We start from the raw sequence: 12,514 nt of genomic DNA on the forward strand, positions 1-12,514 counted from the left end.
ATTAACAACGACCGTTGGAGCAAAAATCCCCTGCATTTGATTGAATATTCATATAATTTAAGTAAACGCTTTCAATGTAAAATAATGGGGAGGATGATTTAATTGAATGATCAAAAGATGCAAGCAAAAGTAAATTATGTCCAAGTGGAACAAAGTGAACAGTTTCAGCAATTTATGAAAAAAAGAAAAAAGTTTATCGTACCGTACACAATCTTTTTTCTCGTATTCTACTTTTTACTGCCAATCTGCACTTCTTATACGTCTTTTCTTAATACACCAGCAATCGGTGATATTTCCTGGGTATGGTTATTCGCTTTTGCACAATTTGTGATGACATTTGTTTTATGTACTGTATATGTAAAAAAGGCTGGTGCGCTGGATAAAGAAGCCGACCAGATCATTAAAAATCAAGTCCAAAAAGGAGGAGCGGCTTAATGAGTACAACAGTCATTGTCCTTTTTCTAGCTATTGTCCTATTAACACTTGTGATTACGTACTTCGCCGCCAAAAATACAAAAACCACGGGTGACTTTTATACTGCAGGCGGGGGATTAACAGGTTTTCAAAATGGTATTGCCATTTCCGGTGACTACTTGTCCGCAGCTTCCTTTTTAGGTATCGCCGGTGCGATAGCGTTAAATGGATTTGACGGCTTTTTTTACAGCATTGGGTTTTTGATTGCCTACTTGGTTGTTATGTTTTTGGTTGCAGAACCTTTAAGGAACCTTGGAAAATATACACTGGCAGATATGATCAATTCACGTTTTGATGCGAAGAAGGTAAGAGGTGCAGCAGCACTAAGTACGATAACGATTGTTATTTTTTATATGATTGCTCAGTTAGTTGGTGCAGGTGCCCTGATTCAATTATTATTTGGTATCAAGTATTGGATTGCTGTATTAATCGTAGGAGTAATGATGACGATTTACGTTTTATTCGGCGGGATGATGGCAACAAGCTGGGTGCAAATTGTCAAAGCCGCTCTCTTAATGATTGGTATGGTAATTATCTCTTTTCTTGTATTAATGAAGTACAACTTTAACATTGGAACAATGTTTACAGAAGTAAAAACAGCTACTAGCCATGGTGCGGCATATCTTAAACCCGGCATTCAATATAAAGATGGGCTTGGAACCCTTTCACTGATGATTGCATTAGTACTGGGAACTTCCGGGCTGCCGCATATCCTAATGCGTTTCTTCACAGTAAAGGATGCTAAAACGGCCAGAAGCTCCGTTATTACGGCTACTTGGACAATTGGGATTTTCTATATCCTAACACTTTTCCTCGGATTCGGAGCAGCCGCATTTGTTGGTCAAGCAAAAATTCTTGAAGCCAACCCAGGTGGGAATATGGCTGCGCCATTATTGGCAAAGGCTCTTGGCGGTGAATTATTATTCGCGTTTATTTCCGCAGTTGCATTCGCGACCATTTTGGCGGTTGTTGCAGGGCTTGTATTATCAGGCGCATCTGCATTCGCTCATGATTTGTATGGTCAAATATTCAAAAAGGGAAAAGCAACCGATCGACAGCAAATGCTGGCGGCACGTTATGCTTCATTGGCGGTATCGGTGTTTTCGATTATTTTGGCTTTAGGTGCTCAAAAGCTAAATGTGGCATTTCTCGTTTCACTAGCATTTTGTATTGCAGCAAGTGCGAACTTACCGGTAATCCTTTATACCATCTACTGGAAGAAGTTTAATACAAGTGGAGCCATCACTGCCATCCTAACTGGATTGATTTCGGCACTTGTTTTAGTATCTGTCAGCCCAAGTGTATTTTCGCCGGTCCCAGGTGCAGCTTTATTTACTGGTGATCCGATTTTTCCATGGGCAAATCCTGCATTAGTCTCGGTGCCACTAGGCTTTTTAGGCGGATATATTGGGACTCTGCTATCGAAGGAATCTGATCCTGTACGATATGCAGAAGTGAAAGTGAAAGCAAACATTGGATATAATGAACATTCCTAATCTAGATATGGAAGGTACAGACCAGTAGTGAAAATAATAATGTTAAGGAAAAATTAAGTGAATAGCTCTAAAAACTTTCTTTAAAGCGGTGCCTGCCCCTCGATGATTTAAGATGTTAAAAAGTCGAGGCGCAGGTATTTTTTTAAAATTGGTAAAAGCTTAACTTTAATCTACCGCACTATTTAGATGAATGGTTGGTATCTAAACCAGCCAGAGTACCCTCCAAAACCTGTTCCAAAATATCCAGGATAGCCGGCAAAGCCGCTTGATCCCGTTCCAAAGTAACCACTATAACCAGGATAGCCACCAATACTTACAACTGGATATCCCCCGTATACTATTCCTGGGTACCCTCCGTAGTTCAATCCCCAACTAATCATTTATATCGCCTCCCCAAATTGGTTCAAAAGTAATGTATGTGTTCCTAATGAAAGAGGAATAGATATTGGCCTATTGGTAAGTTCAAATGGTTTTTTTTAATACATTTATATAATCCAATCTAACAAATTTTCCAGATAATAAACATTTAACGAAATAGATGACTCCGGTATTAGGTCGGGGTTATTTTTTAGGTGTTGAAGATAACGGGAGCGGTATAACCGTGCAAAGGGTCTTTTTTTTGTATTCTTCGGCAGCCAATAAAGTATTTATGCTTTTCAGAACTAAAGTAAACATAGAATAAAGATATTCGGCAAAAATGTATATAATACGATTGATTAATCTAATGAGGTGACAGCATGAATCCCTACGTAGAGGTCAGAAGTGTCTCTAAGATTTTTGGCAATAATCCGAAAGCAGCTATCGATTTATTGAAACAAGGAAAGACCAAGAGGGAAATTTTGAAAGCGACTGGACAAACCGTAGGGGTAAAGAACGTTTCTTTCGAAATTTACCCTGGTGAAATTTTTGTCATTATGGGCTTATCCGGAAGCGGAAAATCTACGTTAATCCGTATGTTTAACAGACTGATTAAGCCGACAGTTGGAGAAATTCTAATAGAAAATGAAGATATTGTGAAGATGAGTGATGCACGCTTAAGGGAGGTCAGGCAGAAAAAGATTAGCATGGTGTTTCAGAACTTTGCTTTATTTCCTCATAAAACAATTGTAGAGAATACGGAATATGGGCTGGAAATTCAGAAAGTTCCCGCTGAACAGCGGCGGAAAAGAGCCCTTAGTGCATTGGAGATTGTCGGGTTAAAAGGCTATGAAAATCAGCTTCCCAAACAATTAAGCGGCGGCATGCAGCAAAGGGTAGGACTAGCCAGGGCGCTTGCCAGTGACACAGATGTAATCTTGATGGACGAGGCATTCAGTGCTCTCGACCCGTTAATTCGGAAAGATATGCAGGATGAATTGCTTGAGATCCAAGAAAAATATGAGAAAACGATCATCTTTATTACCCACGATTTGGATGAAGCATTGCGAATTGGCGATCGGATTGCATTAATGAGAGATGGCAGTATCATTCAGCTTGGAACACCTGAACAAATTTTAATGAATCCTGCAAATGAATTTGTCGAGAAATTTGTTGAAGATGTAGATTTATCGAAAATTTTAACTGCATCCCATGTAATGAAACCAGCAGAAAGAATTGGAGTGGACCGAGGGCCGCGGGTGGCATTGGAAATCATGCGGAAACAGGGATATTCAAGTATATTTGTCGTTGATCGCCATCGAAAACTATTGGGAGCGATCACTGCGGAAGAGGCAAGACAGGCCATTGATCAGAATCAATCGATTGCAGAAGTCATGTCAACGGATATTCCAACCGTTTCCGGAGATACCTTACTCACTGATCTGATGGACGTGATCGCCACTTCGAGTCTGCCTATTTCCGTCATTGATGAAAAACAACGCTTAAAAGGTGTCGTTATTCGCGGTGCTGTCATCGGGGCGTTGGCAGGAAATAAAGATTCCTTGAACGATTTGGAGAGTGAATGAAATGAATGTGCCAAAAATCCCTTTAGGAGATTGGGTAGACGTCCTGGTCCAATGGATCACCGTTGCATTTGCAGGATTTTTTACCTTTTTAACCACCGTAATCGATACCCTTTTAGATATCATAGTAAATGTATTAAGTGCAGGCCCTTCCATTATCTTAATTATTGTCTTAACTCTGTTGGTTGCTTATACCAGCAGATGGCCGTTAGGAATTTTTACCCTTTTGAGCTTGCTCTTGATTGATAATCTCGGCTATTGGGATTCCAGTATTCAAACCATTGCGATTGTTATACTATCAGGATTACTCACCATCATCGTTGGGATCCCTGTTGGAATCTGGTGTGCTCAAAGGAAAACAGTACATCGAATTGTAACACCGATTTTGGACTTTATGCAGACCATGCCTGCATTTGTCTATTTAATTCCTTCCATTTTGTTTTTCGGCATTGGCGTAGTACCAGGAATAATAGCCTCGTTTGTTTTTGCGATTGCGCCTACAATCCGAATGACTAATCTTGGTATTAAGGAAGTTCCGAAGGATTTAATTGAAGCGGCCGATGCCTTTGGTTCCAGTAACAGCCAAAAGTTATTTAAGGTTCAATTACCAATTGCTACACCAACTATCATGGCCGGGGTCAACCAAAGCATCATGCTGGCCTTATCGATGGTCGTGACAGCTTCCCTAGTAGGGGCGCCGGGGCTGGGGGCAGATGTTTACAGGGCTGTAAGCCAAATTGATGTTGGAAAAGGTTTTGAAGCAGGGTTATCCATCGTGTTTATCGCCGTTATACTTGACCGGATTAGCCAAAACTTACGGAAACCGGCCTATGAGAATGTAGTTAAGAAAAAAATCGTTTATTCCATTTTAGTTGTTCTGGTCATTCTGACAGCTATAGTGACAGGAGTTACAAAAGAAACGGCTGTAAAAAAGGGTGAGAACGGTATTGGAGCCAAAACTGATTATCAAATAATCGGAATTGAACCTGGGGCTGGAATAATGGCCCAAGCGAATAAGGCTATCAAAGATTATCAGCTGGATAATTGGCAGCTGCAAGAAGGGTCATCGGCTGCAATGGTAGCTGAATTAAAGAAGGCATATAATCAGAAGAAACCGATCATTATCACCGGATGGGCGCCGCATTGGATGTTTTCCACTTATGATTTAAAATTTCTCAAAGATCCAAAGAAATCCTTTGGTGCAGTTGAGGATATTCATACCATTGTAAGAAAAGGTCTTGAGCAGGATATGCCAGGTGCGTATACCATCCTTAATCAATTTTCCTGGAAGCCTGCAGATATGGAAAAAGTGATGGTGGATATTAAAGAAGGGAAGGATCCAGCGGAAGCATCGAAAAAATGGATCAATGCCAACGGGGACAAAGTGGGGAAATGGACAAAAGGTGCCAAAACAGGCAATGGGGAGACGATTAATCTTGTCTATGTGGCTTGGGATACAGAAATCGCCAGTACCAATGTCATCGCTAAGGTGTTGGAGCAGAATGGTTTCAATGTAAAATTGAGCCAAGTGGAGGTCGGCCCGATGTTTGCCGGTGTAGCAAATGGCAGTGTGGACGGCATGGTGGCTGCATGGCTGCCAAGTACCCATAGAGAATATTATAAACAATATAAAAATGATTTCATTGATCTTGGCAGCAACCTTCATGGAACGAAGAATGGACTGGTTGTACCAAAATATATGGATATTAATTCGATCGAAGATTTGAAGTAGAAACTGGGACTGTCTCTCTAAAGGAAGAGGATCCCTTAAAAGTATAACTTTTAAGGGATTCTCTTTTTTGTATGGCATTCTAAAAAATCTCCAAGATACGAAAGGAAAATTAATGTAAAATAAGATTTGGAGTTATTATTACGTTATTTCATTTTTTCAGGAGGAATACTATGCATAAAAATTCTAAATTGTTCATTTTTCTTACTTTTATCATTTCAATAGGATTGATAGGCTGCCAAGCAGCTAATAAAGAAGCATCTCCAAATTCGACAGTTGAAAAGGCAATTGAGAATGAAAAAAAGGCACCAGCGGATGGAGATGATCATAAGTCCGAAAACAATGCCTTGGCTAAAGACAAGGATGGCAATGAAGCAGCATTAAAATCTACGGTCGTAAAAAAAGAAACAAAACATAAACAAGAACAAAAAAATACTTTTACATATAAAACTTATACAAATACTAGATTTGGATTCACTTTTGAATATCCTGTGTCTTTTTATCGCTCTCCAGCGCCTACAAACAACGATGGCAGGGAATTTTATAATGATGATTGTTCCATTACAGCAAGCGGAAGTAATATCAATGTTTCAGGAAAACGTGAGACCATTAAAACTTATTATAAACGTGCTCTCGAGCATGGACCTAGTCCAATTGCCTACAAACGTTTGGGGAGGGATTGGTACGTAATATCATATAAAAATGGAAGTGACACGGTATATGAAAAAGCGATAATAGGCGAGGGTATTATTTCTACATTGAAAATAACATATCCATCTAGTAAACAGAAACATTATGAGCCAATGATTAATCGGGTTTCCGGTACTTTTAAAGCAGGGAAATCGGAGTAATAATTTAAAAGAGCCAGCCCCCATCCAACAAGGGGCTGGCTCTTTTAAATGCCGCATTAATTATAGGAACATTTTTTCTAGTTCCAATGGTTCGATGTATTCACCGTCTTTGTAAGCACGCATGTTTCCGCCGGAGATTTCATCTATGAGTGCAATTTGCTTGTCTTCGCCTACACGTCCGAATTCAAATTTAATGTCGTATAGCTCGATGCCTTTTTTTGCAAGCTCCTCTTTGACGACATTTCCAATTTGCTGAGTCAGTGCTTTTAACACTTTGTACTCATCCTTCGATAATATACCAAGCATATCTAATGCATCTTCACTAACAGGTGGATCTTGGCGTTCGTCATCCTTTAAGGTAACCTCTACGAAAGCATCAAGGTGCTGCCCTTCTTGTGCGTATAAGCCATATCTGCGCAAAAAGCTCCCAACTGCTCTATATCTGCAAATAACCTCAAGCCCTTTTCCAAAAACTGCAGCCGGTCTAACAGTCATCGTAGCTTGATCGATATCGGCATCAATATAATGGGTAGGGATTCCTTTTAATTTTAAAATTTCAAAAAAGAACTTGGTTAACCTTAAACCTGCACGCCCTGCACCTTCCATCGTCAAACCAACCGTGTTTGCTCCAGGGTCAAAGACTCCGTCAACACCAGTGACATCATCTTTGAATTCCAGTAAATAGTTTCCATTTTCTAATTCATAGACATCTTTTGTTTTTCCGGTATACCTAAGCTTCATGTGAAAAGTCCCCTTATACTTTTTAGATTTAGCCAAAAATTCCTTTTACTTAGATATTATTATAATACAAAAAATAAGGTAGAAATGAATTATTAATGAGAACATTTGGAGAGGAGTAACATTTATATTATTCTGAATTTTCCCTTTCATTTTCCGTTTAAGAGGAGTAATATATTCATAAGATGTCTTTATTTTAATAAAATGATGCTGGAAAATTCATAGGAGGACACACAAAATGAAAAATTATCAAATTGAAACAATCCTTAGCACTAATCGAAAACCAAAACCTGATTCTGCGCATCTTGAATTTGGGCGGACTTTTACGGATCATATGTTTATTATGGATTACACAGAAGGAACAGGGTGGCATGATCCGCGTATTATTCCGTATCAGCCAATCAGCTTAGACCCATCCTCCATGGTTTTCCATTATGGACAGACTGTATTTGAAGGATTAAAGGCCTATTTGTCTGAGGACGGGAAAGTTTTTCTATTTAGACCGGATCGTAACTTTAATCGATTGAATCACTCTAATGCTCGATTATGCATACCGCAAATTGATGAGGAATTGGCATTAGAAGCATTAAAACAATTAATTTTGGTAGACCGTGACTGGATACCTCAAGCTGAAGGGACATCCCTTTATATTCGTCCGTTCATCATTTCGACAGAACCACACTTAGGGGTAGCACCTTCTGAAAACTATCAATTTATCATTATTATGTCGCCAGTTGGTTCTTATTATAAAGAGGGCATTCATCCGGTGAAAATTGCGGTTGAGCAGCAATATGTACGGGCTGTTGCCGGGGGAACAGGTGAAGCCAAAACGGGCGGAAACTATTCAAGTAGTTTGAAAGCGCAGGAAGTAGCAGAAAAAGTCGGCTATTCTCAAGTGCTCTGGTTAGATGGCAGAGAAAATAAATATGTCGAAGAAGTAGGCAGCATGAATATTTTCTTTAAAATTAATGGCCAGGTTGTAACCCCAGCCTTAAATGGCAGTATACTAGCAGGGATTACAAGGGATTCTATCATTCAACTATTAAAACATTGGAATGTTCCTGTTGTGGAACGAAGGATTTCAATCGATGAAATTTATCAAGCGTATAAAGATGGGGTGCTGGAAGAGGCATTTGGCACAGGAACTGCTGCAGTTATTTCACCAATTGGCGAACTTTTATGGAAATATGAAAAGCTTGTTGTAAATAGCGGCGAAATCGGAAAACTGACCCAGGAATTGTACGATACACTCACCGGAATCCAAAACGGAACAAAACCAGATCCATTCGGCTGGAGGATAGAGGTCAATCCAGAAAACACAGCTAAGGATATGCATTCTGGAAGCTTGATTTATTAAAATAGAACATGGGGACGGTTCTTCTGTTTCATTCTGAAGCGGAAGAACCGTCCCTATGTTTTATATCAAAAACTAGGTAAAAGGACATAGTTGGTATGAGATTTTATGAAAAAAGTCTTATCTATATTACAGATGTCGATTTTTTTGTCACATAATTCTACATAAAGTTACAATTATATTACATTACCGACAGTTCTATTGTTTTTAGTTCTTTTGGAATATAAACTAGTTATATATTCCGAGATTGAATTAATGATAGGTATCAAAGGAGATTTTGCAATGATTAAGAAACTATTTAAATATTCGGTATCAGTTGCCGTTCTCACTTCTATGATTCAAGTGACACCAGCGTTTGCAGACACTGTGACACAAGACCAAATAAATGCAACACAAGTACAAATCGATGACTTTGAAAACAAAATTCAAATGTTAGACGATCGAATCATCATGGCCATGGAGAAAAGCCAGGCGTTAAAAGAAGAAATTAATAAGCAGCAAGGGAAAATCAAAGAGACAGAAACAGAAATTGAAGAAGCAAAAAAGGCCTTGGAGATTCATAAAGAGGTCTATTCAGAGCGCCTAAAGAGCCTTCAGTCTGAGGGGAAAGAGTCCCTTGCGACTTACGCGGAACTATTGCTTTCTTCTGATGACTTTTCTCAATTTTTAACTCGTTTTACTGCGATTTCAGCGATTTTACAAAATGATTCGGACTTATTGACCGGCTTAAATGAAAAGCAACAAGCATTAAATAATGCAGAAGAAAAGTTACATAACGAATTAAATAATTTAAAACAAAACCAGAATGAACTGGCAGCAGAACAGCAAAAGATTGAAGTGGATAAAAAAGAAATTGCTAAAGAATTAGAAGCTACAAAAAGCAAATTACAAAATCAAAAGGATCAGTATGCACAACAAGAGGCTGAAAAAGAGGCTGCGCGTCAGGCTCGATTAGCTGAACAGCGTGCACAGGAACAAGCTAGACAAGCGGAGCGGCAACGGTCACAGACTCAAACTCAAACTCAGCCTGAACAGCGCGTACAGAATCAAGAAAAGCCACAGGTTCAATCAGAACAGCGCCAAGAGCGTCCGAAAGCATCTGTAAACAATGAATCTAAGGCAGCATCATCAGATGATGGCGGCGGTTCAACTGCCTCGGCTTCGGCAAGTCAGGTAATTGCCAATGCTAAGAAATATTTAGGCGTTCCTTACGTTTGGGGCGGGACAACACCAAGCGGATTTGATTGTTCCGGATTCACTTCATATGTATTTCGTTCTGTAGGCATTAGTCTTCCAAGGGTGTCACGTGACCAGCAAAGAGTTGGGACAAGAATTTCTACAAGCCAAGTGCGTCCAGGGGATTTAGTATTCAGAGGCAACCCTGCTCATCATGTCGGTATTTATATCGGAAACGGGCAATATATCCATGCACCTCAAACCGGTGATGTTGTAAAAATTTCTCCATATAATCCATCTAAATTTACAACAGCAGCAAGGGTATTACATTAATTGCAAAAGATTTTTATAAGGTACCTATCAAAATAGTAAAAGAGCCTTATCCAGTTATTGGGTAAAGGCTCTTTTTTGTTGCTTATAATAGGAAATAGATTGTTTTTTTATAGGGGATTCGAATAAAGGCTGTATTTGAATAAGAAATGAAATTGTTCCAAAATATACAAATCTCCAGCGAGTAAGAACCATAATTTGGGTGTATACTTATAGCGGTTACATACTAATGTTTAAGGAGGAGCATTGGATGGACAGATTAGCTGGAAGAGTTGCAATTATTACTGGGGGAGCACGAGGAATGGGCGCTTCTCATGTCCGTAAATTTGTTGCTGAAGGAGCCAAAGTAGTTATTACTGATATTCTTGAAGGAGAAGGACGGGAGCTAGCCAGTGAATTTGGAGAGAATGTAAAGTTCATCAAACATGACGTTACCAAAGCGGCAGATTGGAAAACAGTAGTCGCTGAAGCTGAAAACACCTTTGGCCCCGTAACAGTGTTAGTTAACAATGCAGGGATTAGTATGAATAAATCCATTATAGATATTACAGAAGAAGAGTACCGCAGAATTGTTGATATTAACCAGGTTTCTGTATTTCTCGGTATGAAATATGTAGTACCCTCAATGCTGAAAGCTGGAACTGGATCGATTGTCAATATATCTTCCATAAATGGTCTTGTAGGTGGTGCGATTGGCTATACCGATACTAAATTTGCTGTCCGGGGCATGACAAAAGCAGCTGCTCTGCAGCTGGCAGCAAAGGGAATTCGGGTTAACTCTGTACACCCAGGAGTAATTGAAACACCAATGATCGTTCAAGAGGATTCAAAGGATGCCATTCAAGAATTTGCAAAATATATCCCAAATAGAAGAATTGCAAAACCCGAGGAAGTATCCAATGTTGTATTATTTCTCGCATCGGATGAATCCAGCTACTGTACTGGCTCCGAGTTCGCGGTAGATGGCGGATTAACAGCGCAATAATATTGAAGTGAAGCATGGGGACGGTTCTCATGCTTCACTTTTATTCCATGAACAGAAGAACCGTCCCCGTGTTTCGTCTATTTTCTAATCAGGCTGTATAAAGAGGCTCCCACTAGGTCGCCGGCTTCTTTTAGGCGTTCTTTGCTAATATGTTCAATTTTGTCTAGTGGTGTATGGTAATATGGTTCTAGGTTTGCTGTTCCTGGTTCGCGGCGGATAAAGTTGACTGCCGGGATGCCTGCGTCATGGAATGAAACATGGTCAGAAGCTCCGCGCTGGTACAGCACCAATTGGGATGGTGTACCGATTCGTTCTGCTGTTGCCATCGCCGTATTTGTCACGATGTTTGCTTTGCCGTCAACCGTATTCAGATAAATCGCAGTGGCATTATCCCAGCCGGTCCCCACCATATCCATGTTAAAATTGGCTAAACTGCGTGAGATTTCATCCTGACTTAACTGGCTGACATAATACTCTGAACCAACTAAACCAATTTCTTCGGCCCCGACAAAAACAAAACGTAATTCTTTATCGATTGGGTAGCCCTTTAAAATATTAGCCAATTCCAGAGCCACAGCAGTTCCTGAAGCATTGTCGCTTGCTCCTGGTGCAAATGGAACACTGTCCATATGGGCTGATACGTGCACAATATCGTGGTTTTCCCCTTGCTTAGGCGTTTTAGTTGCAATAATATTTTGTGACTTAGCATTTGCAATTCGGGTCACATTTAGCAACACGGCTTTACCTTGCGCCACGACGTCCTTAAGTAATGCTTCACCGCTGGCTTTGGAGATGCCGCCTACTGGTACCGCTGCATCGCCGCCGATTGAAGGATTTAACGGCCCTGGCTGTGTGGTATTATCATAGATTAATACTCCGATAGCCCCTGCAGCGACGGCATTATCTACTTTTTCTTTAAAAGTAATCTCTCCTCTAGAAATAAGAGCAATCTTGCCTTTTGCTTCCGAGGTAAAATCTGCAGCTTTCCCTAAACCTGCATTGAAAAGCTGTGCTGTAATTCCTTCATTTGAGGTTGCTGCTGAACCGGCTGGAATATTTACTAATATTTCATTATTATCACTAGTGTGTAAATGTCCAACCATTTTGTCCGGAACGCTGAATTCCTGTGTCTCTACTTTATAACCTAAAGATAATAGACGCTGCTTGATAAACTCAGCTGCCATTTTCTCACCCTCTGTCCCGGTGACACGCGGGCCAATCGTTTCGGATAAATAGTGGACATCCTGATAAATCCGTTCGGCATTAACTCTAGCAATTACCTTCTGGTCAAAAGCTTTTATACTAGGGTTGTCTATATTCTGTGCAGCGGCTTGGGCTTTGGCAGAATAATTTACCGGAGCAATGTATAAACCCGACGTTACAAGCATTGTGGTTAACAAGATAGTAGTACGTTTTTTTCCTGTTTTCATGATATTTCCTC

At 40.0% G+C, this 12,514-nt stretch carries 11 protein-coding genes; 8 read left to right on the plus strand and 3 right to left on the minus strand.

Annotation, left to right across the window (positions count from 1 at the left end):
• The first annotated feature begins 117 nt into the window (after positions 1 to 117).
• Positions 118 to 435, plus strand: a complete 318-nt coding sequence (locus A6749_RS18500; protein ID WP_066401045.1) for a DUF485 domain-containing protein — start codon at positions 118 to 120, stop codon at positions 433 to 435.
• Positions 435 to 1,970 carry a solute symporter family protein gene (locus A6749_RS18505; protein WP_066393735.1) on the plus strand — a complete coding sequence of 512 codons (1,536 nt, stop codon included), beginning with the start codon at positions 435 to 437 and terminating at the stop codon, positions 1,968 to 1,970. Before A6749_RS18500 ends, A6749_RS18505 begins: the two co-directional genes overlap by 1 nt.
• Before the next feature lie 182 nt (positions 1,971 to 2,152).
• Here the strand turns inward: A6749_RS18505 and A6749_RS18510 are convergent, their stop codons facing one another.
• Entirely contained in the window at positions 2,153 to 2,350 is a 198-nt protein-coding gene (locus tag A6749_RS18510; protein WP_066393737.1) for a hypothetical protein, read from the minus strand.
• A gap of 357 nt (positions 2,351 to 2,707) precedes the next feature.
• On the opposite strand from A6749_RS18510, the gene A6749_RS18515 reads away from it, so the two are divergent.
• The 3 genes from A6749_RS18515 (at position 2,708) to A6749_RS18525 (ending at position 6,490) form a co-directional block, all read left to right on the plus strand.
• Positions 2,708 to 3,913, plus strand: a complete 1,206-nt coding sequence (locus A6749_RS18515; RefSeq protein WP_066393745.1) for a quaternary amine ABC transporter ATP-binding protein — start codon at positions 2,708 to 2,710, stop codon at positions 3,911 to 3,913.
• A gap of 1 nt (position 3,914) precedes the next feature.
• Positions 3,915 to 5,642, plus strand: a complete 1,728-nt coding sequence (locus A6749_RS18520) for a glycine betaine ABC transporter substrate-binding protein (protein WP_066393747.1) — start codon at positions 3,915 to 3,917, stop codon at positions 5,640 to 5,642.
• Between the two features lie 170 nt (positions 5,643 to 5,812).
• Positions 5,813 to 6,490, plus strand: coding sequence for a hypothetical protein (locus A6749_RS18525; RefSeq protein WP_066393749.1), 678 nt, complete (start codon positions 5,813 to 5,815; stop codon positions 6,488 to 6,490).
• A 60-nt stretch (positions 6,491 to 6,550) separates the two neighbouring features.
• On the opposite strand, the gene A6749_RS18530 is transcribed toward A6749_RS18525, so the two are convergent.
• Entirely contained in the window at positions 6,551 to 7,231 is a 681-nt protein-coding gene (locus tag A6749_RS18530) for a phosphoribosylaminoimidazolesuccinocarboxamide synthase (protein WP_066393751.1), read from the minus strand.
• Positions 7,232 to 7,466: 235 nt separating this feature from the next.
• On the opposite strand from A6749_RS18530, the gene A6749_RS18535 reads away from it, so the two are divergent.
• The 3 genes from A6749_RS18535 (at position 7,467) to A6749_RS18545 (ending at position 11,073) form a co-directional block, all read left to right on the plus strand.
• Complete coding sequence (locus A6749_RS18535; RefSeq protein ID WP_066393753.1) at positions 7,467 to 8,585, plus strand: branched-chain amino acid aminotransferase; 1,119 nt, start codon at positions 7,467 to 7,469, stop codon at positions 8,583 to 8,585.
• A 279-nt stretch (positions 8,586 to 8,864) separates the two neighbouring features.
• Positions 8,865 to 10,091 (plus strand): C40 family peptidase, encoded by a 1,227-nt coding sequence (locus A6749_RS18540; RefSeq protein WP_066393757.1) that lies wholly within the window; start codon positions 8,865 to 8,867, stop codon positions 10,089 to 10,091.
• A 247-nt stretch (positions 10,092 to 10,338) separates the two neighbouring features.
• Positions 10,339 to 11,073 carry a glucose 1-dehydrogenase gene (locus A6749_RS18545; RefSeq protein WP_066393764.1) on the plus strand — a complete coding sequence of 245 codons (735 nt, stop codon included), beginning with the start codon at positions 10,339 to 10,341 and terminating at the stop codon, positions 11,071 to 11,073.
• Between the two features lie 77 nt (positions 11,074 to 11,150).
• Here the strand turns inward: A6749_RS18545 and A6749_RS18550 are convergent, their stop codons facing one another.
• Complete coding sequence (locus A6749_RS18550) at positions 11,151 to 12,503, minus strand: DUF4910 domain-containing protein (RefSeq protein WP_066393770.1); 1,353 nt, start codon at positions 12,501 to 12,503, stop codon at positions 11,151 to 11,153.
• Positions 12,504 to 12,514 lie beyond the last annotated feature (11 nt).

The organism is Neobacillus mesonae (assembly GCF_001636315.1).
In the GTDB taxonomy this organism is placed as follows: domain Bacteria; phylum Bacillota; class Bacilli; order Bacillales; family Cytobacillaceae; genus Neobacillus; species Neobacillus mesonae.

What these genes read in the sequence shown, in the direction of transcription:
- A6749_RS18540 (WP_066393757.1), top strand. Translation starts at nt 8,865, where the DNA reads ATGATTAAGAAACTATTTAAATATTCGGTATCAGTTGCCGTTCTCACT.
- A6749_RS18545 (WP_066393764.1), top strand. Translation starts at nt 10,339, where the DNA reads ATGGACAGATTAGCTGGAAGAGTTGCAATTATTACTGGGGGAGCACGA.
- A6749_RS18535 (WP_066393753.1), top strand. Translation starts at nt 7,467, where the DNA reads ATGAAAAATTATCAAATTGAAACAATCCTTAGCACTAATCGAAAACCA.
- A6749_RS18510 (WP_066393737.1), bottom strand. Translation starts at nt 2,350, where the DNA reads ATGATTAGTTGGGGATTGAACTACGGAGGGTACCCAGGAATAGTATAC.
- A6749_RS18500 (WP_066401045.1), top strand. Translation starts at nt 118, where the DNA reads ATGCAAGCAAAAGTAAATTATGTCCAAGTGGAACAAAGTGAACAGTTT.
- A6749_RS18550 (WP_066393770.1), bottom strand. Translation starts at nt 12,503, where the DNA reads ATGAAAACAGGAAAAAAACGTACTACTATCTTGTTAACCACAATGCTT.
- A6749_RS18530 (WP_066393751.1), bottom strand. Translation starts at nt 7,231, where the DNA reads ATGAAGCTTAGGTATACCGGAAAAACAAAAGATGTCTATGAATTAGAA.
- A6749_RS18505 (WP_066393735.1), top strand. Translation starts at nt 435, where the DNA reads ATGAGTACAACAGTCATTGTCCTTTTTCTAGCTATTGTCCTATTAACA.
- A6749_RS18515 (WP_066393745.1), top strand. Translation starts at nt 2,708, where the DNA reads ATGAATCCCTACGTAGAGGTCAGAAGTGTCTCTAAGATTTTTGGCAAT.
- A6749_RS18520 (WP_066393747.1), top strand. Translation starts at nt 3,915, where the DNA reads ATGAATGTGCCAAAAATCCCTTTAGGAGATTGGGTAGACGTCCTGGTC.
- A6749_RS18525 (WP_066393749.1), top strand. Translation starts at nt 5,813, where the DNA reads ATGCATAAAAATTCTAAATTGTTCATTTTTCTTACTTTTATCATTTCA.